The following is a 21,080-nucleotide window of genomic DNA, read 5'->3' as shown; positions in this document are numbered from 1 at the left end:
AGCTAGCGTACTACTTGGCGTTCTGACGGTATATGTCGATTAGCTCGATAAAGTGATCGAACAGCGGCGCGGCATCGTTCGGGCCTGGGCTCGCTTCAGGGTGACCTTGGAAGCTGAACGCGGGCTTGTCCGTGAGATGGATACCTTGGAGTGAACCATCAAACAGCGACTTATGCGTCACCTTAATGTTGGCTGGTAAGGTCGTTTCATCGGCAGCAAAACCGTGGTTTTGGCTGGTGATCATCACGTTACCTTTCTCGATATTGCTCACTGGGTGGTTTGCACCGTGGTGACCAAACTTCATCTTCAAGGTTTTTGCACCTGAGGCCAGTGCGAGTAGCTGATGACCTAAACAGATACCGAAAATCGGCGTGTCGGTTTTCAGAATTTGTTGAATCGCTTCAATCGCGTAATCGCATGGCTCTGGATCGCCAGGGCCGTTCGAAAGGAACACACCATCGGGATTCATCGCTAACACGTCGGCAGATGAAGTTTTAGCTGGCACTACGGTAACGTCACAACCGCGATCCACTAACATGCGCAAAATGTTTTGCTTAACGCCGTAGTCGTAGGCTACTACTTTGTATTTAAGCTCATTTGCTGGCGTATCTTCTGGTAAGCCGCCCACTAAACGCCAACTACCTTTACGCCATGGATAGGCAGTTTTAGTCGTGACTTCTTTAGCCAGATCCATGCCTTTTAAACCGGGGAAAGCTTTGGCAGCGGCTAGCGCTTTTGCTTCGTCTAAGTCTGCACCTGCCATAATACAACCGGCTTGAGCACCTTTTTCACGGAGAATACGAGTTAACTTGCGGGTATCGATATCTGCTATGCCAACGACATTGTTCGCTTTGAGATAATCACTTAAGCTTTGTTGATTACGGAAACTACTTGCGATGAGCGGAAGATCACGAATGATAAGACCACAAGCGTGAACCCCATCGGATTCAATATCTTCATCATTGGTACCAGTGTTGCCTATGTGTGGGTAGGTTAATGTTACAATCTGGCGTGAGTAGGATGGATCAGTTAAAATTTCTTGGTATCCTGTCATGGAAGTGTTAAAAACAACTTCACCAACAGAGAGACCATCGGCACCAATTGCTGTGCCAGAGAATACAGTTCCATCTTCGAGTACGAGTAAGGCAGACTTTGTCAACGCGACCTCCATAAAGAGCCAAGCCACTGAAATATAATGTTTTTATGTTATGTTAAGATACCAATTTCCGCTAATTTACGAAATTTTGACAAATTCCAGCGAGTTTACAGTAAAAACGCGAAACCGTCCACCCACTGGTAACTGGGTGCAAAAAAAAACGCCATATCGGCGTTTTTAATATTAATGCAAACCTAAAACCTGCTGCATATCATACAAGCCCGGCTTTTGCTCCACGAGCCAGTGAGCGGCACGCATAGCACCATTAGCAAAGGTCATACGACTCGAAGCTTTATGGGTGATCTCTAAACGCTCACCGATATCGGCAAACATGGCCGTATGTTCACCAACGAGATCACCAGCACGAATAGTCGCAAAACCGATAGTTTCACGGTCACGTTCACCCGTGATCCCTTCGCGGCCATATACGGCACATTTTTCAAGATCGCGACCTAAGGTCTTAGCAATCACTTCACCCATTTTCAGGGCTGTACCCGACGGCGCATCTTTTTTGTGTCTGTGGTGGCCTTCGATAATTTCGATATCCGTGTAATCACCCATGACTTCGGCAGCCAGTTCGAGTAATTTCCACATCAAATTGACACCCACAGACATATTCGGCGCCATCACGACCGGTGTTTGCTCGGCAAAGGCATTGATCTGTTCTTTTTGAGCATGATTGAAACCCGTTGTGCCAATCACCATGGCTTTCTTATGGCGAACACACCAATCTAAATGGACAATACTGGCGTCTGGCGCGGTGAAATCGATCAACACATCAAAATCATCGGTCGCATAATCGAGCGAATCCATGATCATGACGTTTAATTTACCCACACCAGCTAACTCACCCGCATCCACACCCACTAAACTTGAGCCTGCACGCTCAATGGCGGCACCCAGTAAAATATGGTCGTGATTGTAGGCCGCTTCAATAAGAGTGCGTCCCATACGACCACCGGCACCGACGATTGCCACTCTCACTTGTCCACTCATTTCAATCTCCTCAATCTTTCTTTGTATTCCATAAGAAAACGCCTAAGACAGGCTTAGGCGTTTTTCAATATTAGATGATATCTAATAATTCAACTTCGAATACCAAAGTTGAATAAGGAGGAATCGATGCCCCCGCGCCGCGCTCACCATAAGCTAAGTGATGTGGCACAAATAATTTCAACTTAGTGCCTACTGGCATCAGTTGCAGTGCTTCAGTCCAGCCAGCGATAACGCCAGAAACTGGGAACTCAGCAGGTTGGCCACGAACTACAGAGCTGTCGAACACATCACCATTGATGAAAGAACCATGGTAGTGAGTACGAACAGTATCTTCGTAAGTTGGAGTAGCACCGTCACCTTGGACTAATACTTCGAACTGCAGACCAGAGTCAGTCACAGTCACGCCATCACGCTTAGCATTTTCAGCTAAGAAGGCATCGCCTTCAGCAGACGCAGCAGCAGCAGCTTGCTCTTGAGCAGCTTGAATACGACCGCTAATTTCAGTGAAAGCAACTTGCAGATCTTGCATAGACACAGCACTTTCTAAACCGGCAAACGCATCGGCTAAACCCGCTTGAACGGCTGGAATATCCACGCCATCAAAAGAATTGGCGGCCAGTTGCTCACCCATTTGACGGCCTACACCGTAGCTTGCTTGCTGTTCAACAGTACTGAATTTATCAGACATAATTAACGACTCTCAATTATCAGTGGAATTTTGCGCGCCAGTTTACCATAGTTCAGCGAGCTATGCTGGTAAACTGACTGCTTATTTAACTAAGGAGGCTTTTTTACACACTTATTGCGTATTTATCCAAAAGCATAAATAGGTTAAGGACACATATCTCTCCACAAACGACAGCGAACACTCACTAAACGGGCACTTAGATCTTAAATAGACTTCAGCTTATTTCGGCGCCACACATTGATTGTTCACCTGCGCTTTAGCACTGGCATAAAGTGGCTGCATCTGTGCTTGCAATTGTTGTAGCTGAGCAATGCGATTACTGTTCGATGGATGGGTCGATAATAACTCCGGCCCTTGGCTACCGCCCACCTTCGACATATTCTGCCATAACTCAACACTCTGAGCCGGATTGAAACCCGCTCGAGCCATTAGCTCTACGCCCATAATATCGGCTTCGCTCTCTTGGGCGCGACCAAAAGGCAGAATAACCCCCACCTGAGCACCGAGTCCCAATGCCGACATATATAAGTCGCGATTCGACACACCACTCGCCCCTAGCGCTGCATCGGCAATCTGCATTCCAACGCCCGTTAACTGTCCACGGGAAACCTGCTCGTTACCGTGCTGCGCCAACACATGCGCGACTTCGTGACCGAGCACAGTAGCAAGCTGATCAGGTCCCTTAGCGACCTTAAGCAATCCGGTATAAACCCCAATATGCCCACCCGGCAGAGCAAAAGCGTTGACTTGTTCTGAGTCAAACAAAACCACATCCCAGCGTTGGGTTTGGTCCGGCAGCACTGCAGTAATACGATTAGCGACACAATTGACGTATTGCGTCAGCTTTTTATCACTACTCACTTTTTGCTGTTTTTTCATTTCCTCGAAGGAGGAATCGCCCATCTGCTGCATTTGCGCCGCTGAATACAACAAGGTCTGCCCTCGCCCCGTTGGCGATTGCGTGGTCGCACAGGCCGATAATCCGAGCGCGACCGCCATACCCACTAAGCCTAAACGCATTGATTTCATGTGGCACTCCTTAAATCCCATGACGGGCGTGAAGATCTTTGAGCCAACACGGGCTCAACTAATGGAAAGATTTTACTGAGATAGACAAGATAAGCCAAATAGAGAAACACTGGCGGCGCGCGTTAGCGATACTTTGCACCTAAAAGGAATTAATACTCCTCCTTTAACAAGGCATAGACGAACTCATCGCCCCACGCACCTTTAAAGAAGATGTTTTTCACATAATGGGCTTCGCGCCTAAAGCGGAGTTTTTCGAGTAAGCGACAGCAGGCAAGATTTTGTGCATCGGTGATGGCAATAACTCTATGCTTATGCAATTCAATAAAGAGGTAATCCAGCAATGCGCTGACGGCCTCAAAAGCAATATGTTTACCTTGATGCTCAGGCGCAATCGTAAAGCCAATTTCCACCTGCTGCTCATCAATAAATTGCAGCGCCAGATCGCCAACTAATTGGGTTGGTGTAGTTCCCGATGCGACAGTGACAATTGCAAGCTGAAACCAAGTACCAACCGCACCAAATTGTGCATAATCCATCTTCTCGAACAACGTGAGTGCATCGCTATAGCTGTAATCCGTCCAGCTTTGATATTTGGCGACCTTAGGGTCGGCTCGATAGGCGGTAAAAGCCTCAAGATCCGCTCGCTGGAATGGCCTAAGTACAAAGTGCTCGGTCGTTAAACCGTTATTCACCACTTTATGAAGTGCTTTGCTTAACGCCAATGTCGATCCCATGACTTAGCTCCTTAATGTAAATAAGTCACTAAGTTACACCCAGAGCGAAAGTGATAACAGCGGCCAATGCGCTTTATTCTGTTATCTGTTTAGTGATTATGGCACGCCAAACTTGAACGCTATGAATAGCTTCAAGCTCAGCGCTTACCTTTAAACTCTTTGGCGCTGTGCTTATTGATGCTACGGCGATTCGCCTGTTTATCCCGTGGTGGTCGCTTACGCTCAACTTTGATCTCAGTGGCGCCATCAGTGATTTTTTCACTCGGCTTATCCGTTACCGGAAAGTCAGCCAATAATGCCAGCGGTAACTCCCGCGCGGTTAAGCTGCGAATTGCCGTTAAAGTTGCCATTTCACCGTGGCACACGAGGGAAATCGCCAGCCCTTTTTCGCCAGCGCGGGCGGTGCGGCCAATGCGGTGCACGTACACAGGCGCACTCATGGGCAAATCCAAATTGATAACAACTGGCAAAGCATCGACATGAATGCCACGCGCCATTAAGTCTGTCGCCACTAATACTTGAATGCGATTGGCTTTAAAGTCGGCCAAGGTTTGGCTGCGCACGGTTTGATCTTTTTCACCGTGCAGCGCGGCGACTTTCATCCCCGCTTTGGCGAGCCGTTTAGCGACGGCATCGGCATCATCACGGGCGCTGATAAACACCAGCACCTGCGGCCATTGATATTGTTTTAATAGCGCAATCAATGCCTGTGCTTTACTGCCCTTGTTGACTAAATAAAGCTGTTCTTCGATTTCACCAGCTACAGAATTCACTTTGTGGGCTTCGACCCGTAGCGGCTCATTCACCAGCAGCTTTTCGGTTAATGTATCCAACGCCTCGGGCAAGGTGGCAGAAAATAACAAGATTTGCTTAAGCTTAGGCATAAACGCCATCAGCTTTTGCACATCGGGCCAAAACCCCATTTCCAACAGGCGGTCAGCTTCATCCAGCACAAGATGTTTTATCGAATCGAGGCTGATGTGGGACTGTTTGCATAAATCCAGTAAACGCCCAGGGGTTGCCACTAATACCCGCGGCTTGGCTGCAAGTTCGGCTAATTGGTCTTCCAGTGCGACCCCACCGCACAGAAGCTGAATGATCAACGAAGCCGATAACTGACTTGCCACCGCTTGCAACGCTTCAGTCACTTGCAGCGCTAATTCCCGTGTAGGCACCAGCACTAACGCCAGTGCATTTGGAGGCGGCACAGACTTAGCACCCTGTAACTGTGTTTGCTGTTGCAACAAAATTTGTTGTAGAAGTGGCAAACCAAAAGCTAAGGTTTTCCCGCTACCGGTTTGTGCTAAGGCTAACAAATCCCGTCCCGCAAGAATGGCCGGAATCGCCAATTGCTGCACCTTTGTCGGATGCGCCAGTGTTGCAGGCAAGGCCTTAAGTAACGCCGAATTTAAGCCAAGCTCAGCAAAAGTTAACGACTCAGGGGAAGAAGAAAGCTCGGGAAAGGTCATCACAGCACCGGATCAAAACATGGGAGCGAAAGTTTACTGAGAGTTGCCTTTGAATACCAATGTTGTTTCGGCTTTTACGCAAGCTGTCGCTTCGGTGTTCGTGGTTTATCTTAAAAGTGACTCTAGCCGCATCTTTCTTATGTGCGCAAAGTTAACGCAGGTGATGGAATGGTAGATTTTAATCCCACAGCTTTCGTGAGCGCTTATGGTAGAATCCCGCCCAATCAGCTTTATGAATGTGCAACACAACTCATTTGTTTAACTGAACGTAGTGGAACACTACCGTGATTAACTAAATGAGGAGAACAGATTATGAGTAAGTTAAATGCCGAAGAACGTAAAGCCCGCGATAACGCCCGTTTTTCACAACGCGTCGATGAACGCCGCACAAAAGGTGAAGACGTGGTCGCCTACGTACTGGGCAACAAGCTCGCGTTTAAGTTTCTAACTAAACCAGAGAGACACGAATTTAAACAAAGAGAAGCTGCACTTGAAGAAGAAGCCAAACTTAAAAAGCAGCAAGCGTTTCAGCTTAAAACCGAGCAAGAATTAGAGAAAGTCGAAGCCACATTTACTGTTCCAGAAGAGTAACCTCTCAAAAGAGCCATTGATCATCATTGATGGCTCACGCATACCCCATTTCCAAACTTCGTTTGGATTTTTAAATCCAAATCAAAATCAACGACGTAGGACTTCTCCCCTGATTTTTTATTAAGAAATCGACCAAGGAGGACTGCTCGTCCTATCCTCCTTAGATGCTCCCTTGACGAACAACCTCCATGTCTAACTGCCAGCCTTGGCTCTCGTTCGAAACGCTGCTACGCAGCACTCACCCTAGCGAAGTTACATGCATTGCTCATTCATTAATAACAGCAAGGTCTCATACTCCAACAAAAATTGCCTAATGGCTCAGATGGCACATCCATGTGCCCCCGAGCCTGCACCATCATCCATGATGTCGCCACGGCATTTTTACTCCGTATTTAGACAACTTCGCAGGGAATATGAACTCCTGAAGTTTCAGTGTTACTTATTCGTATTTAAAAAAAGAACTAACACTCCATCTTTCTAAAATTTAATAATGAGTGTCTCAATAACATTTCCTGCCTGTCCAATCATTTCAATGACACGGCATACAAACCTCCTTGTTCAATGCTTAAGCAAAGCTGGAGATTAACTACCACGCAATTACTGTGGATGCCCGTCTGATCTTCTGGGCATTATCATGAAGGGAGTAGTGGCTATATTTAAATTTGGTACAAGTTTTATTATTTAGTGGACAATTAAATTAATAGGTTTGCAAGTCCGTGGTCTGCTCTTGTTAGCTGCATTGATTGTCTGCATATACATTACCAGTTTTAGGGCAGATTCTAAAAACACATAAAACATTTTCTGCATCACCATCATCGCCCCAAAGAGAAACTTCATAACCAGCTTGAGGAGGAATGACTATTATTATTTCTTCACTATTGTTAGTGAATTGGCCTTGTGGAAGTAGATTTTTGAAATCATTAAAATCCATTTTTAGGATTTGTTCGTGTGCAAATTTCACTTTTAAAAAGGAGGTTGGGTAATTTTCATAGGGCCAATCATTTTCAGCTTCTCGGGGATGGACTGATTGTATCTTGATACTTCCGTCATATCTTATTTGATATTTGATTGAACCACCATCATGCATAAACGGATAAATTAATGCTATGCTAGAAAACTGGATGTTGTCGAATAAATCTAATATATCTCTGTTTAATGTAAACAAAAGATGTAACTTTGCTGTCTCGGGAAAGTTAGATATTAATGGTAAGTTACCGCCAAAATATGACTCAGACTCTTCAGATATATTCAATGCTACGAGATTTCCCTTATAGTAAATTAAGGGTTTTCTGATTTGTCCATATTCTCCAGTTATTGAATCCATAATTACTCTCTCATTAGCAGTTACGGTGCATATTAAGTGTTACTTTTCATTATAGTAACGCTATTTACGGTCATAGTCATTTTGTTTTATAGCAACTGCTTGATTCCGAATTCAACTCCGAAGTACGACACAGGACAATTAAGCAGCTAATTGGTGAAACACCACCGCAGGCTGCTTCAACTTTAAACACTTTAATATTTGGGCATAAATCCGAATATAAAAAAGCCCTGCAAGGTTAACCATTGCAGGGCTTTTTTCTTCTAGTGCGCAGCTAACCTCTGCGCCACTAGACCAAGTTAGCTATTCAGATCTTGAAAGAACTTTTTCACGCCATCGAAAAAGCCCTCAGCCTTTGGGCTGTGTTTTTTCGACTCACCGGTTAAGGTGGCTTCAAATTCGCGTAACAGTTCTTTTTGACGATCGTTTAAGTTAACTGGGGTTTCCATAACCACTTTGCAGAGCAAGTCGCCTACCGCATGGCTGCGAACCGACTTGACGCCTTTGCCACGTAAACGGAACATACGGCCCGTTTGCGTTTCGGCTGGGATCTTCAGGCTGACTTTACCATCGAGTGTTGGCACTTCAATCTCACCGCCTAGGGCCGCTTTACTGAAGGATATCGGCACTTCGCAGTAAAGGTTGTTGCCATCACGGACGAAAATCGCATGCTCACGCACGCTGACCTGAACGTATAAATCCCCTGGAGGCGCGCCAAACTCACCCGCTTCGCCTTCACCCGCTAAACGAATACGGTCGCCCGTATCAACGCCGGCTGGGATCTTAACTGATAAGGTTTTGCTCTTTTCAACACGGCCATCGCCATGACACTTAGTGCAAGGATCTTTGATGATCTTGCCGCGGCCATGACAGGTTGGACAAGGCTGTTGCACCGCAAAGAAACCTTGGCGCATTTGGACTTGGCCTTGACCATGACAGGTGCCACAAGTGGTTGCAGAGGTGCCTTTTTTAGCGCCGCTGCCTTCACATAGATCGCAAGTCGCCAGCGTTGGAATACGCAGTTCTTTGGTTAAACCTTTAACGGCTTCTTCCAGTGATAACTCTAGGTTGTAACGTAAATCTGAGCCGCGGGCCGCTTGGCGTTGACCGCCACCACGACGTCCACCGCCGAAAATATCGCCAAAGACATCACCGAAAATATCACCGAAATCGCCTTGACCACCACCGTAACCACCGCCACCGCGATTAGGATCCACACCCGCATGACCAAATTGGTCGTAGGCCGCTTTTTTGTCGGCGTCGGTTAGGATCTCGTAGGCTTCTTTAATTTCTTTAAAGTTAGCTTCTGCAGTTTTGTCGCCTGGGTTGCGATCTGGGTGAAATTTCATGGCCAGACGTTTATAGGCCTTTTTAATTTCACGTTCGCTGGTGTCACGACTGACACCTAATACTTCGTAATAATCTCGCTTTGACATAATCTCATGCTTCTCAGCTGGTGTTGAACAAACGGGCGTTAGGGTTGCCCCGTAACGCCCGCCTAGAAATTAACGCTTTGAAATCAATCTATTTGATTGAAAACAAGTCATTATTTCTTGTCGTCTTTCACTTCTTCGAATTCAGCATCGACAACGTCATCGGCAGCAGCGTTAGCCTGTTTGCCCGCGTCGGCATTGTCGCCGCCTTGAGCTTGAGACTTAGCTTGAGCGATTTCCATCAGCTTAGCAGATGCTTCGATCAAGTTTTGAGTTGCCTTTTCAATGGCTTCTTTGTCATTGCCTTTGCTGGCAGTGTCAACAGCGGCCATAGCAGCTTGGATTTTCTCTTTATCTTCGCTTGGCAATGCATCACCCGCTTCTTCCACTTGTTTCTTAGTCGCGTGGACTAAGCCGTCAGCTTGGTTGCGTGCTTGCACTAACTCTTCAAACTTCTTGTCTTCATCTGCGTGAGCTTCGGCATCACGTACCATTTGTGCCACTTCTTCTTCGCTTAAGCCAGAAGAGGCTTTGATGGTGATGTTTTGTTTCTTGCCGGTTTTCTTGTCTGTCGCAGACACATGCAGAATACCGTCGGCATCGATGTCGAACATCACTTCAATTTGTGGCTGGCCACGTGGAGCTGGCTCAATACCGTCTAAGTTGAACTGACCTAATGACTTGTTCGCGCTCGCTTGCTTACGCTCACCTTGCAGTACGTGAATCGTCACTGCGTTTTGGTTGTCATCGGCTGTTGAGAACACTTGCTGCGCCTTAGTAGGAATAGTGGTGTTCTTTTCAATCAACTTAGTCATCACGCTGCCCATGGTTTCGATACCCAGAGACAGTGGTGTTACGTCTAACAGTAATACGTCTTTCACGTCGCCTGACAGTACGCCCGCTTGAATTGCAGCACCTACGGCTACCGCTTCGTCAGGGTTCACGTCTTTACGAGGTTCTTTACCGAAGAAGTTTGTCACTGCTTCTTGAACCTTAGGCATACGTGTTTGACCACCCACTAGAATCACTTCGTTGATGTCTGTTACAGATAAATCTGCATCAGCCAGGGCAACTTTTAGTGGCTCTAATGTACGGATAATCAAGTCTTCAACCAATGATTCCAATTTAGCACGAGTGATTTTAATCACTAAATGCTTAGGACCTGTTGCGTCTGCCGTGATGTATGGCAGGTTCACTTCAGTGTGGTTGGTGCTTGAAAGTTCAATTTTCGCTTTTTCTGCTGCTTCTTTCAGACGTTGCATTGCTAATGGATCTTTACGCAGATCTAAGCCTTGCTCTTTCTTGAATTCGTCAGCTAAGTAGTTGATCAAACGGTTGTCAAAGTCTTCACCACCTAAGTGGGTATCACCGTTGGTTGCCAACACTTCAAATGTTTGGTCGCCATCGTTGCTGTCGATTTCGATGATAGAGATATCGAATGTACCACCACCTAAATCGTATACTGCAACAATGTTGTCGCCTTGTTTCTTATCGATACCGTAGGCTAATGCTGCAGCCGTTGGTTCGTTGATAATACGTTTAACATCAAGACCTGCGATACGACCCGCATCTTTAGTCGCTTGACGTTGTGAATCGTTAAAGTAAGCAGGAACAGTAATAACCGCTTCTGTTACTTCTTCACCTAAAAAGTCTTCTGCGGTTTTCTTCATCTTTTTCAAGATTTCTGCAGAAACTTGTGGTGGAGCCATCTTGTTGCCACGCGATTCAACCCATGCATCACCGTTGTCGGCTGCAATGATTTTGAATGGCATGATGTTCACGTCACGTTGGACTTCGTCATCTTTAAAGCGACGACCAATCAAACGCTTAATCGCGAAGAATGTGTTAGTCGGGTTAGTCACAGCTTGACGTTTTGCTGGCGAACCGACAATGGTTTCATCATCTGTATAAGCGATGATTGACGGGGTTGTGCGATCGCCTTCAGCGTTTTCTAACACACGTGCTTTGCCACCATCGAGGACAGCTACACAAGAGTTTGTTGTGCCTAAGTCGATACCAATAATTTTACCCATGAGGTCCTCCGAAAAATGTCATTCAATCTAAATTTGTTTAGTTGGTTTTGATATGGGGCTAGACGGTTTAAATATCAAGTCCATCGTTGGCCACCTTCTCTGCCTTGATACCTATATTGGGACAGGGAATTTAATTACAAGGGCGAACAAAAAAATTTTCTGATTTATCTTTCTCGCATCTACAGCAGGATAAAATATCCAATCACATAAAATAGTCTTGCTTATCAACCAAAGCTGTTATTCAATCTGCCCACATTTGGCGGATGTTTATCCTAGTAAGGTAGCAGAGTGAAGTCTTCGAATTTAGCGTACGTGTATGGCATGGCGGCGGTCTTTCTCTGGTCTACAGTGGCTACGGCCTTTAAGATTGCCTTGAGTTACTACACACCGCTGCAACTGGTGTTTGTTGCCGTACTCACTTCGATTATTGCCCTTGCCGGAATCCTTGCTTGGCAAAAAAAGCTTTCCTTACTCAAGCAACAGTTTTTACGCCGCCCCATGTTTTATCTGGTGACTGGGCTCATCAATCCCTTCCTTTACTATGTCGTGCTATTTAAAGCGTATTCCTTACTGCCAGCGCAGCAAGCGTTGTCACTTAATTACACTTGGGCGGTATTACTGCCGTTACTGGCCGCGCCTTTGTTAAAACAACATTTGCGTAAGAGCGACATAGCTGCCGCGCTGATTGCCTATACTGGCGTGTTTATTATTGCCACCGGCGGCGATATCAGTGGCTTTAGTTTTGATAGCCCGCTCGGTATCGGATTGGCGCTGACCAGCACCTTACTCTGGTGCCTATATTGGATCGTCAACACCAAAGATCAAGGCGATCCTGTGGTCAGTTTATTATTGAGTTTTCTTATCGGCTTACCTTTTATTGCCGTCACCTTAGTGCTGACAGATACCCTACCCAGTTTTAGTCTTAAGGCGATATTTGCAGGTATGTATGTGGGCTTGTTTGAAATGGGCATTACCTTTGTGCTCTGGTTAATGGCGCTGAAAACCGCCACTCGCACTGCGAACATCAGCACTATGGTGTTTTTATCTCCTGTGATGTCGATTGGTTTTATCGCGTGGATTTTGCAAGAAACGATTGCGATGGCAACCTATCTCGGCCTAGCCTTTATTTTATCGGGGATGATGTTACAGCAACTTCTGCCCCGTTATTTAGAGCGTAAAAACAAGATAAGCACAAAGCTAGCGGAATAATCGTTGGGTAGCAGCCTTAAATAATGTTAGCTCACGGCAATGAGCCAATTAAAAGAGCTGGCTAACATTTTAAGCCAAGATTAAGCGCTAATATCTCCCATTTTGTGAAGGAGTATAAAATGACCCCGGCCGTCCGATTGGCGAAAAAAGCCAAGATCGCGTTTGATATCTTAGAGTACAGCCACGATCCACACTGCGCCGCCTACGGCGAAGAAGCCGCTAACACCTTAGGGCTCGAACCCGCGCAAGTATTTAAAACCCTTTTAGTTTCCATCGACAAAGCTCATGCGCCGATTGCCGTCGCGCTCGTGCCCGTCGATCATCAGCTTAATCTAAAAGCCGTAGCTAAATGCTTAAGACAAAAGAAACTACAAATGGCCGATGCCGACCTAGCACAAAAATCCTCAGGCTATCTGGTTGGCGGTATTAGTCCCTTAGCGCAAAAGAAACAATTGCCAACCTTGATTGATGCCAGCGCTCAAGGCTTCGATAGAATCTATGTAAGCGCGGGCAGACGCGGTTTAGAAATAAGCTTAGCGGCAACAGACTTAGCCCTGCTTTGCAAAGGCGAATTTGCCGATATCAAGACTCTTTAAGCTATCCTGGCCACATTAAGCACAAGTCATTCGGCGTTAAGTAAGCAATTCACTTTAAGTTGTACGCGCTCCTATTAGATAAATGGTGAACAAGGCTCAAACGGCAACAAACTGGCCAGCGTACTGAGTCTAACAGTGGAAAGCGTTTGATAAAGCCGAGATATCCGTCTATAAATTGTACTGAGGTACAAATCGACTAAGGATAGTCAGATGGAAAAATCAACCCAATGGAATCCAGAAAATAGCATCAGCCCTATCAGTTGGTGCGCCATGCTACTCTGCATCGCCTTATTTATTTATGAGCATTTCTGGGGAAACAGTTTTACCACTATGGTAGTCATGCTCTATTGCAGTTTTATGCTGCCTTCGGTTTTACTCACTCGCAGAGTACAAGAAAAGTACTTTATTTATACCTTGGAATACATCAAGGCCTTTCGTAAATTCACTGTCGTTATGTCGACGATATTTTTCTGTATCTGGTTACTTGTTACTTATACCCCGCTCGCCATAAGCAGCTAAACTTGTTAGCCAAACACATTGATGTCGCTATTCAGTTGGATACCGCAAACAAAAAAGCCGTCAACGTAGTAGGTTAACGGCTTTGGGTTTATCGGTATTTACCGCTAAACACGACTAGTGTAATCACCCCAAGCTAACCACTTATATGTGGTTAATGCCTCAAGCCCCATAGGACCGCGGGCGTGCAGTTTTTGCGTGCTCACAGCCACTTCAGCGCCAAGACCAAACTGACCGCCATCGGTAAAACGAGTACTGGCATTCACATACACGGCGGCTGAGTTCACTTCATTCATAAAGTGCGCCGCTGCATGAATATCATCGGTCAAAATGGCTTCCGAATGGCCGCTAGAATACTGGCGAATATGGCTAACAGCGGCATCGATATCGCCCACGACTTTGATACCTAAGGTTAATGACAGCCATTCAATACCAAAATCCTCAGCCTTAGCAAGCGTCACATCGAACCCTAAACCATCCAGCAGACTAAAACTTGTGTCACAAACTGAAAAGCGCACGCCTAGACGATGCAGATACTCGGCAATTTGCGGTACAAAGCTGCTCGCCACGCGCTCATCCACCAGCAAGGTATCAAGGGCATTGCACACCGTTGGACGCTGCACTTTGGCATTAGCGATTACGCCTAAGGCACGCTCAAGGTCGGCATTTTTATCGACATACAAGTGGCAAATACCAATGCCGCCTAAAATCACTGGAATCGTCGCTTGCTCGGCACATAAGCGCTGCAATGCTTGACCGCCGCGCGGCACTATCATGTCGACATATTGATCGAGCTTAAGTAAACCTGTCACTAGGGCTCTGTCTGAAGAATCAATAAATTGCACCGCATCTATGGGTAACCCTTGGGCGACAATCGCGCCGCGGATCACTTCGCTGATAAGCTTATTCGATTCAAGGGTTTCTTTACCGCCACGGAGGATCACCGCATTACCCGTTTTAAGGGCAAGTACCGCGATATCGACAGTCACATTCGGGCGCGCCTCGTAGATAACCCCAATCACGCCCAGCGGTACGCGGCGACGAGTCAGCCTTAAACCGTTATCTAATAACTTGCTGCCAAACTCTTCGCCCACGGGATCAGCAAGGCGGATCACATCGCTGATATCACCGATAATGCCCGCTAAACGCGCATCATCGAGCAACAGTCTGTCGATCATCGCCTCAGTTAATCCATCGTTCTTAGCGGCGGCAACGTCTTTAGCATTAGCCGCTAAAATGGCGGCGGAGTTTGCCGTCAGCGCATCGGCAATAGCTTCGAGTAAGTCAGCCTTTTGGTTCGCCGTTAAATTGGCTAAAGCATAACTGGCCTGTTTGGCATTTTGGCCAAGTTGCTGTAAATACTGATCTTGATTCATTTGACTCAAAACAGACCTCGCTTATAAGACAACCATGTCGTTGCGGTGAACTATTGCATCACCATAATCGTAACCGAGTACAGACTCGATCTCATCGGAATGCTTACCCGCAATCAAACTCAGGGCTTGGCCACAGTATCGTGTCATACCTTTAGCAATCACTTTACCTTGTTGATCAACTAATTGTAGCGTCGCACCACGTTCAAACTGACCTTTAACGCCTACGATACCTTTAGACAATAGACTGCGGCCCTTGTCAGTCACGGCTTTGACCGCGCCCGCATCAAGCACTAATGAACCTTGAGTCGCAGGTCCCGCTAGAATCCACTGTTTGCGGCTTTCGAGCGGGTTTTCGATGGCACTAAAGTGAGTACCGACGGACTCTTTGGCGACCACCTTTTTGATCACATCAGGGTGATGGCCAGAGGCGATAACCACTTCGATACCTGCACGGCGAGCAATATCCGCCGCTTCCAATTTAGTCGACATACCACCCGTGCCTAAACCCGATACAGAACCGCCCGCCAACATACGCAGACTATCGTCAATCTTGACGACTTGGGAGATCAACTTAGCATTCGGGTTCGTGCGCGGATCGGCATCAAATAAGCCTTTTTGATCCGTCAATAAAATCAATAAATCGGCATCACACAACAGCGCGGCACGGGCCGATAGATTGTCGTTATCACCGACTTTGATTTCATTAGTGGCAACGGCATCGTTTTCATTGATGATCGGCACAATATTATTCGCCAGCAAGGCATTGAGCGTGTCGCGGGCGTTGAGGTAACGCTCCCTATCCTGCAAATCGGCACGGGTCAGCAGCAATTGGCCGACATGCAGCCCATAAATACTAAAGAGTTGTGACCAAGCGAGGATCAACTGACTTTGCCCGACAGCGGCTAACAATTGCTTATTGGCCATAGTGTCGGGCAGCGTCGGGTATTGGAGATGTTCACGCCCAGCGGCAATTGCCCCTGAGGTGCATAATACGACTTCGACCCCTGACTTCATCAGTGCGGCCATTTGACGAGCAAGCTCAACCATGTGGGCTTTATCTAGCTGTTTACTGCCAGAGGTCAGCACACTCGTCCCTAACTTCACTACCACGCGGCGATACGCAATCTCACTTAAGTTCATTATTCATTTGTAACAAAATAACCGAACAATCCTTATACCTAATCCGCTGAGTAATTGGTAGCAAGGAGTTATTAACTCGAGATAAATTTTCGTTTTTGCTTAGAATCGCGCATTAAAAAGGGCCATCGATTAGATGGCCCTCAAAAAATGTAAACAATCTACGCTGCGAGTTTTTACTGTGCAGGTGAATTAATCGACAGCATCAACCATAGACAAACTTAGCAACAAACAATGCGGCTAATACTAAAATGCCCACATTAAGATCGCTAAAGCGACCTGTGAGTAATTTGATTGCTGCATATGAGATGATCCCAAAGGCAATGCCCGTCGCGATAGAAAACGTTAGCGGCATTAATATACACACAACCACCACAGGCGCGGCTTCAGTCAAATCTTCCCATTCGACATGCACCAGTCCCGACATCATCAAAATCGCTACATAAAACAGTGTGCCCGCAGTCGCATAAGCCGGGATCATCCCCGCCAATGGCGATAAAAATAACGCAGCAATGAAGAGTAATCCCACCACAACGGCCGTTAAACCAGTACGGCCACCTGCGCTCACACCCGCAGTACTTTCGATATAACTTGTCGTGGTGGAAGTGCCAAAAGCCGCCCCCGCAATCGTTGCTAAACTGTCAGCGGTTAAGGCACGATTCAGACGTGGTAAACGGCCTTTATCATCGAGAAAACCACCGCGCTGTGCAACCGCCACTAAGGTGCCAGAGGTATCGAAGAGATCCACAAATAAGAAGGCAAAAACGACTGATAGCATAGTTACTTCAAATACTTGGGATAAATCCATCTTCATAAATGTAGGTGCGATTGAAGGTGGCATTGATACAATGCCCTGATACTGCACATCACCAAACACTAGTCCTAGGCCAGTGATAATCAGAATGCTGGCAATCACCGCCGACTTCATTCCCCGCTGCACCATAGCAATAATGAGGAAAAAGCCCAGCACAGCCATAACCGCCGGAAATGCCGTGATATCGCCCAGCGTCACTAGCGTAGCAGGACTTGCCACCACAATACCGGCGCTCTTAAGGCCAATCAGGGCAAGAAACAAACCAATACCTGCAGCAATACCGATACGTAACGACATGGGAATACTATTTACAATCCATTCTCGAATACGCACTAAGGACAAGATTAAAAAGCAAATTCCCGACAGGAACACTGCGCCTAACGCAGTCTCCCAGCTGTAACCCATTTCACCCACGACTGTGTAGGTAAAAAAGGCATTAAGTCCCATACCTGGAGCAAGCGCAATTGGATAATTCGCCATCAGCCCCATAACCAAACAGCCGACAGCCGCAGCCAAACAGGTCGCCACAAATACAGCCCCATGGTCCATGCCCGCATCGGCTAACATCATTGGGTTCACAAAAATGATGTAGGCCATCGTCATAAATGTTGTCAAACCTGCGACCGCTTCCTGCTTGAGGCTCGTTTGATTTTGTTTCAGTTTGAACAGTTTTTCTAACATGGAACAAGGTTCCTTTTTATTTTAAGTATGTAGGGTATTTAGATGTGAACACTATGTAACGTGATGACATTTGCCGCCAATTATAGGGAGTTTAGGCTGGTCAGGCCAGAAAATTGGTAAAGGAGTAACGAAGAGAAAATGCTCAAATATCTATGCAAACGAATGCAATATCCTCGGGTGAGACTCGCGTTGAAGGTTAAGCATAAAAAATGAACATATTATGAACAAGATGATTCACTCGTTAGCGACCAATGCTGATTTGTAGCCATAAACAGCCCACATAAAGAGTAACAAGGATATATACAGCAGAAATAACTAAATTCAATTTCCACAGACTCAACCAAAAACTCCCTTTAAACTAGGTACGTAGCCTTACTTCTGATTTGTATAAGGTACCAACATTAACGCAGAACAGCCAAAGGCTGGTAATACCATAAAAATCATGCCTAAACCCGCAGCCCCAGCAGAAGCTTCAGATGTTTGACCGTCAATAGATGCTAGCGTTATATATCCTAAAATGACGCCTGCGATGGCAAGAATAAAACCTAACAGTTGAAGAGTTCTCAAATTCATCCTTGGTAACAAACAGCGTTTAAATTGACTTATCGTAAAATCCTATCAGCTCAGCGATTTCGCTTAGATGGGTATCGACCCAAGCGCTGCTGATCGGCCCCCAGGTGACTATGCGGTAATAACCTGAATTGTTACGGCTGCCTTCCTGCACAAACTCGACTCGAATACCTATATCCTCAAAAGCTGCGATAGCGTCCTGTAAAGTTCGGCGAGGCATTCCGGTTAACTTATTGAGTGATAATAGATTATGGCGGTCATCATCCATTAAATGCGCCAAATATAACTTACGCAGAAACGCCTTATTTTGCTTTGAAACCTGTTGGGATGCTGGCATTGAAAGTGACATAGGATGACCTGTCTGGAAACAAAAGTAATTATCATCAAAACTACTTTATATTCAGTCAATAAGGCAATAGCCAATGCTAAATACTTACGGTTCGCGACAAGATCATCAGATAACAAATCTGCACTTAAATCAAACGAAACGACTTGTCATCCTCCCCCAACAACTGTTATTTCTAATATCACTCAACACCTATGAAGAAAGGCTAAAATGAGCCAGACAATCACAGCAGACCAAATACTGACATTTTGGTTTGAAGACATTGACCCAAAGCTCTGGTGGATTAAAGATGTTGAATTTGATACCCAGATCAAACAGCGCTTCGAAGGTGTACTACTTCAAGCTAAACGGGGAGAGCTTTCACATTGGCGAATCACGCCTAAAGGTCGATTAGCTGAGATCATAGTGCTCGATCAATTCTCCCGTAATATTTACCGCGATACGCCTACCGCATTCGAAGCCGATGCGATAGCCTTAGTGCTCGCCCAAGAGGCCGTTGCCCAACGGGTCGATACCGCACTAAAATCCAAACAAGTCCCTTTTCTATTTATGCCCTATATGCACAGCGAATCGGCAGCCATTCACCAAGTAGCAGTAAAACTGTTTAATCGCGAAGCTGCGATAACAAACCTAACGTTTGAACTGCGCCATAAAGCGATTATCGACAGGTTTGGCCGCTATCCACATAGAAATATTATCTTAGGCAGGGAGTCTACAGCGGAAGAAATTGCTTTTCTGACTGAGCCGGGCTCATCCTTTTGAGCTTGTCATAGGTTAAAGCGTTAATGTGTATTTGATAAATAAAGCCGTGCTGAGTTCACAGACACACTACACTTACTCAAGAAAGTCATGGAATGACTTGGCGAGTATCAAACACAGTTGCAAGTGTATACCGCGGAGGTGTTGGTAACTTATGGCGCATAAACTAAATAAGCCAAATAGCTCAGTGGCTAATCGTAACCGCTATAAATTGATGGGGTTACTCATCTTATGCGGCGCTCAGCTCAGCCAAGCGGCTGAAATTAAGATAGGCGTCAGCCTGTCTATCCCGCCCTATGTCATCCAAGCAACCAATAGCGGGATCGAACTCGAATTACTTAACCAAGCCCTCGCCGTTAAAGGCCATACAGCTTCTATCCACTACTTACCACTGGCGCGCACTTTCCATGAACTCAGGGAGGGTAAACTCGATGGCATCATCAACATCAAAGAAGGAATGATTAACAACGTTTTTTATTCCAACGTTGCGATAACCTACCAAAACTGCGCCATTAGCCTCGAGAGTAATCAATTTAACATCAATAGCATAGAAGACTTAAACAACAAACAAGTCGTCGCCTTTCAACGTGCATCATCGTTACTGGGGGAAGAGTTTGCCAACATGGTTAAGATCAATAGCGGCTACCAAGAACAAGCGAGGCAAATGCAGCAGGTTTATATGCTGATGAAGCGCAGAGCCGATGTCGTTGTGATGGATAAAAATATTTTCAAATACTACTTAAAGCAGGCCTATCTTGAGGGCAAATTCACTGAGAAAGACTTAAAACAACAGGCGATTTGCCACCAAATATTCCCACCTACAGAATACAAGTTCGCGTTTCTTAGTGAACAAATTCGGGATGATTTTAATGCGGGACTCAAACAAATTACCCAAGATGGTAGCTTAGTGGCTCTGCAGGAAAAGTATCGACGCCTGATGTCATTTGACAATGAAGCCGAGGCGTCGACTAAGTTAACAGAACCTAAAATGATCAAAAATGATTCCTACTAAACTTATCCCATAGTGTTATTTCACCACCAACACAGGGCACTTAGCGTACTTAACAATATCCTGTGTAACGTGAGGTTTTAAAAAGTCAGCTAAACCGCTGCTCCCATGACTAGCGATAACCACCATGCCTACATCAACGGCTTCCGCTAAAATCTCATCAATAGCATCACCATGGCGCACGACTAACTTAATATTGAGCCCTTCGGTAAGGTTCTGCTGCATTTCCTGCTGCAAACTTTGCATTTTTGCATCAACGAAAGCTTTGAGTTCATTTTCCAATGTAGCGGGAATATCGACCGCAATACCATAACAATGGGCGCCACGGGCAGGGCTAGTCACATGCAACAACCGAATATCGACGTGATAAACATTTGCCATTTCAACCGCATATTTTAACGCATGGGCCGCAGTGGATGAAAAATCCGTAGGGCATAACACTTCTTGAGTACGCATAAGCTTATCCATCATTTGAGTTTTTAATTAAGCTAATTATTAAGGCCAAAATACCACTATTTTATAGCAGTTTGCTATGCTTCTTGCGTACCCATTTCAATTAATTATTCTTTATCAATCAAAAAGAAAGGACGCTATAAGCGCCCTTTGGATTTATAGAG

At 45.9% G+C, this 21,080-nt stretch carries 21 protein-coding genes; 6 read left to right on the top strand and 15 right to left on the bottom strand.

From position 1 onward, the window contains the following. Positions 1 to 10 precede the first annotated feature (10 nt). The 6 genes from carA to KO531_RS10760 form a co-directional block, all read right to left on the bottom strand. Positions 11 to 1,171: a glutamine-hydrolyzing carbamoyl-phosphate synthase small subunit gene (carA, locus tag KO531_RS10785; protein ID WP_219251167.1), complete on the bottom strand. Its 1,161-nt coding sequence runs from the start codon at positions 1,169 to 1,171 to the stop codon at positions 11 to 13. A gap of 168 nt (positions 1,172 to 1,339) precedes the next feature. Next, positions 1,340 to 2,152 carry a 4-hydroxy-tetrahydrodipicolinate reductase gene (gene dapB, locus KO531_RS10780; protein WP_105251661.1) on the bottom strand — a complete coding sequence of 271 codons (813 nt, stop codon included), beginning with the start codon at positions 2,150 to 2,152 and terminating at the stop codon, positions 1,340 to 1,342. A gap of 70 nt (positions 2,153 to 2,222) precedes the next feature. Next, on the bottom strand, positions 2,223 to 2,840 hold the full coding sequence (locus tag KO531_RS10775; RefSeq protein ID WP_006083907.1) for an FKBP-type peptidyl-prolyl cis-trans isomerase: 618 nt from the start codon (positions 2,838 to 2,840) through the stop codon (positions 2,223 to 2,225). Between the two features lie 219 nt (positions 2,841 to 3,059). Further along, the gene (locus KO531_RS10770) at positions 3,060 to 3,869 is read right to left on the bottom strand and encodes a M48 family metallopeptidase (protein ID WP_212599359.1); all 810 of its coding nucleotides are present in this window, start codon (positions 3,867 to 3,869) and stop codon (positions 3,060 to 3,062) included. 149 nt (positions 3,870 to 4,018) lie between these two features. Continuing rightward, positions 4,019 to 4,603 (bottom strand): GNAT family protein, encoded by a 585-nt coding sequence (locus KO531_RS10765; RefSeq protein WP_219251166.1) that lies wholly within the window; start codon positions 4,601 to 4,603, stop codon positions 4,019 to 4,021. 137 nt (positions 4,604 to 4,740) lie between these two features. Further along, a complete protein-coding gene (locus KO531_RS10760; RefSeq protein WP_219251165.1) occupies positions 4,741 to 6,072 on the bottom strand; it encodes a DEAD/DEAH box helicase in 1,332 nt (443 codons plus the stop codon). Between the two features lie 312 nt (positions 6,073 to 6,384). On the opposite strand from KO531_RS10760, the gene KO531_RS10755 reads away from it, so the two are divergent. After that, complete coding sequence (locus KO531_RS10755; protein WP_219251164.1) at positions 6,385 to 6,663, top strand: DNA polymerase III subunit epsilon; 279 nt, start codon at positions 6,385 to 6,387, stop codon at positions 6,661 to 6,663. A gap of 730 nt (positions 6,664 to 7,393) precedes the next feature. Here KO531_RS10755 and KO531_RS10750 read toward each other — a convergent pair. The 3 genes from KO531_RS10750 to dnaK form a co-directional block, all read right to left on the bottom strand. Next, complete coding sequence (locus tag KO531_RS10750; protein WP_113941184.1) at positions 7,394 to 7,987, bottom strand: hypothetical protein; 594 nt, start codon at positions 7,985 to 7,987, stop codon at positions 7,394 to 7,396. A gap of 296 nt (positions 7,988 to 8,283) precedes the next feature. Beyond that, positions 8,284 to 9,420 carry a molecular chaperone DnaJ gene (gene dnaJ / locus KO531_RS10745; RefSeq protein ID WP_113941183.1) on the bottom strand — a complete coding sequence of 379 codons (1,137 nt, stop codon included), beginning with the start codon at positions 9,418 to 9,420 and terminating at the stop codon, positions 8,284 to 8,286. Positions 9,421 to 9,530: 110 nt separating this feature from the next. Further along, on the bottom strand, positions 9,531 to 11,450 hold the full coding sequence (gene dnaK / locus KO531_RS10740; protein WP_105251655.1) for a molecular chaperone DnaK: 1,920 nt from the start codon (positions 11,448 to 11,450) through the stop codon (positions 9,531 to 9,533). 288 nt (positions 11,451 to 11,738) lie between these two features. Here dnaK and KO531_RS10735 point away from each other — a divergent pair, with 288 nt between their 5' ends. From KO531_RS10735 to KO531_RS10725, 3 genes are all read left to right on the top strand, one after another. Beyond that, complete coding sequence (locus tag KO531_RS10735; RefSeq protein ID WP_113941182.1) at positions 11,739 to 12,659, top strand: DMT family transporter; 921 nt, start codon at positions 11,739 to 11,741, stop codon at positions 12,657 to 12,659. 119 nt (positions 12,660 to 12,778) lie between these two features. Then, on the top strand, positions 12,779 to 13,255 hold the full coding sequence (gene ybaK, locus KO531_RS10730; RefSeq protein WP_219251163.1) for a Cys-tRNA(Pro) deacylase: 477 nt from the start codon (positions 12,779 to 12,781) through the stop codon (positions 13,253 to 13,255). A gap of 210 nt (positions 13,256 to 13,465) precedes the next feature. Next, positions 13,466 to 13,774: a hypothetical protein gene (locus tag KO531_RS10725; RefSeq protein WP_219251162.1), complete on the top strand. Its 309-nt coding sequence runs from the start codon at positions 13,466 to 13,468 to the stop codon at positions 13,772 to 13,774. A gap of 104 nt (positions 13,775 to 13,878) precedes the next feature. On the opposite strand, the gene KO531_RS10720 is transcribed toward KO531_RS10725, so the two are convergent. From KO531_RS10720 to KO531_RS10700, 5 genes are all read right to left on the bottom strand, one after another. Continuing rightward, positions 13,879 to 15,156, bottom strand: a complete 1,278-nt coding sequence (locus KO531_RS10720) for a glutamate-5-semialdehyde dehydrogenase (protein WP_219251161.1) — start codon at positions 15,154 to 15,156, stop codon at positions 13,879 to 13,881. A 12-nt stretch (positions 15,157 to 15,168) separates the two neighbouring features. Beyond that, on the bottom strand, positions 15,169 to 16,287 hold the full coding sequence (gene proB / locus KO531_RS10715) for a glutamate 5-kinase (protein WP_219251160.1): 1,119 nt from the start codon (positions 16,285 to 16,287) through the stop codon (positions 15,169 to 15,171). A gap of 202 nt (positions 16,288 to 16,489) precedes the next feature. Next, positions 16,490 to 17,779 carry an NCS2 family permease gene (locus KO531_RS10710; protein WP_131523194.1) on the bottom strand — a complete coding sequence of 430 codons (1,290 nt, stop codon included), beginning with the start codon at positions 17,777 to 17,779 and terminating at the stop codon, positions 16,490 to 16,492. A 372-nt stretch (positions 17,780 to 18,151) separates the two neighbouring features. Next, positions 18,152 to 18,346: a hypothetical protein gene (locus KO531_RS22415; RefSeq protein ID WP_251068915.1), complete on the bottom strand. Its 195-nt coding sequence runs from the start codon at positions 18,344 to 18,346 to the stop codon at positions 18,152 to 18,154. A 25-nt stretch (positions 18,347 to 18,371) separates the two neighbouring features. Next, positions 18,372 to 18,698, bottom strand: coding sequence for a winged helix-turn-helix domain-containing protein (locus KO531_RS10700; protein ID WP_113941178.1), 327 nt, complete (start codon positions 18,696 to 18,698; stop codon positions 18,372 to 18,374). A gap of 207 nt (positions 18,699 to 18,905) precedes the next feature. Here KO531_RS10700 and KO531_RS10695 point away from each other — a divergent pair, with 207 nt between their 5' ends. Further along, positions 18,906 to 19,457: a DUF924 family protein gene (locus tag KO531_RS10695; protein WP_219251159.1), complete on the top strand. Its 552-nt coding sequence runs from the start codon at positions 18,906 to 18,908 to the stop codon at positions 19,455 to 19,457. Positions 19,458 to 19,608: 151 nt separating this feature from the next. After that, complete coding sequence (locus KO531_RS10690) at positions 19,609 to 20,466, top strand: transporter substrate-binding domain-containing protein (protein ID WP_219251158.1); 858 nt, start codon at positions 19,609 to 19,611, stop codon at positions 20,464 to 20,466. A 15-nt stretch (positions 20,467 to 20,481) separates the two neighbouring features. Here KO531_RS10690 and KO531_RS10685 read toward each other — a convergent pair whose 3' ends face one another. Continuing rightward, positions 20,482 to 20,919, bottom strand: coding sequence for a universal stress protein (locus KO531_RS10685; protein WP_219251157.1), 438 nt, complete (start codon positions 20,917 to 20,919; stop codon positions 20,482 to 20,484). Positions 20,920 to 21,080: the final 161 nt, after the last annotated feature.

This window comes from Shewanella sp. NKUCC06_TVS, assembly GCF_019345515.1.
In the GTDB taxonomy this organism is placed as follows: domain Bacteria; phylum Pseudomonadota; class Gammaproteobacteria; order Enterobacterales; family Shewanellaceae; genus Shewanella; species Shewanella oncorhynchi.
Note: the sequence above shows the minus strand (reverse complement) of the source record. Positions and strands in the feature narration are given on the sequence as shown.

Coding starts and splice junctions, on each gene's coding strand:
- KO531_RS10690 (WP_219251158.1), top strand. CDS start 19,609: ATGGCGCATAAACTAAATAAGCCAAATAGCTCAGTGGCTAATCGTAAC.
- KO531_RS10765 (WP_219251166.1), bottom strand. CDS start 4,603: ATGGGATCGACATTGGCGTTAAGCAAAGCACTTCATAAAGTGGTGAAT.
- dnaK (WP_105251655.1), bottom strand. CDS start 11,450: ATGGGTAAAATTATTGGTATCGACTTAGGCACAACAAACTCTTGTGTA.
- KO531_RS10750 (WP_113941184.1), bottom strand. CDS start 7,987: ATGGATTCAATAACTGGAGAATATGGACAAATCAGAAAACCCTTAATT.
- proB (WP_219251160.1), bottom strand. CDS start 16,287: ATGAACTTAAGTGAGATTGCGTATCGCCGCGTGGTAGTGAAGTTAGGG.
- KO531_RS10770 (WP_212599359.1), bottom strand. CDS start 3,869: ATGAAATCAATGCGTTTAGGCTTAGTGGGTATGGCGGTCGCGCTCGGA.
- KO531_RS10700 (WP_113941178.1), bottom strand. CDS start 18,698: ATGTCACTTTCAATGCCAGCATCCCAACAGGTTTCAAAGCAAAATAAG.
- dnaJ (WP_113941183.1), bottom strand. CDS start 9,420: ATGTCAAAGCGAGATTATTACGAAGTATTAGGTGTCAGTCGTGACACC.
- KO531_RS10695 (WP_219251159.1), top strand. CDS start 18,906: ATGAGCCAGACAATCACAGCAGACCAAATACTGACATTTTGGTTTGAA.
- KO531_RS10775 (WP_006083907.1), bottom strand. CDS start 2,840: ATGTCTGATAAATTCAGTACTGTTGAACAGCAAGCAAGCTACGGTGTA.
- carA (WP_219251167.1), bottom strand. CDS start 1,171: ATGGAGGTCGCGTTGACAAAGTCTGCCTTACTCGTACTCGAAGATGGA.
- KO531_RS10710 (WP_131523194.1), bottom strand. CDS start 17,779: ATGTTAGAAAAACTGTTCAAACTGAAACAAAATCAAACGAGCCTCAAG.
- dapB (WP_105251661.1), bottom strand. CDS start 2,152: ATGAGTGGACAAGTGAGAGTGGCAATCGTCGGTGCCGGTGGTCGTATG.
- ybaK (WP_219251163.1), top strand. CDS start 12,779: ATGACCCCGGCCGTCCGATTGGCGAAAAAAGCCAAGATCGCGTTTGAT.
- KO531_RS10755 (WP_219251164.1), top strand. CDS start 6,385: ATGAGTAAGTTAAATGCCGAAGAACGTAAAGCCCGCGATAACGCCCGT.
- KO531_RS10760 (WP_219251165.1), bottom strand. CDS start 6,072: ATGACCTTTCCCGAGCTTTCTTCTTCCCCTGAGTCGTTAACTTTTGCT.
- KO531_RS10685 (WP_219251157.1), bottom strand. CDS start 20,919: ATGCGTACTCAAGAAGTGTTATGCCCTACGGATTTTTCATCCACTGCG.
- KO531_RS10725 (WP_219251162.1), top strand. CDS start 13,466: ATGGAAAAATCAACCCAATGGAATCCAGAAAATAGCATCAGCCCTATC.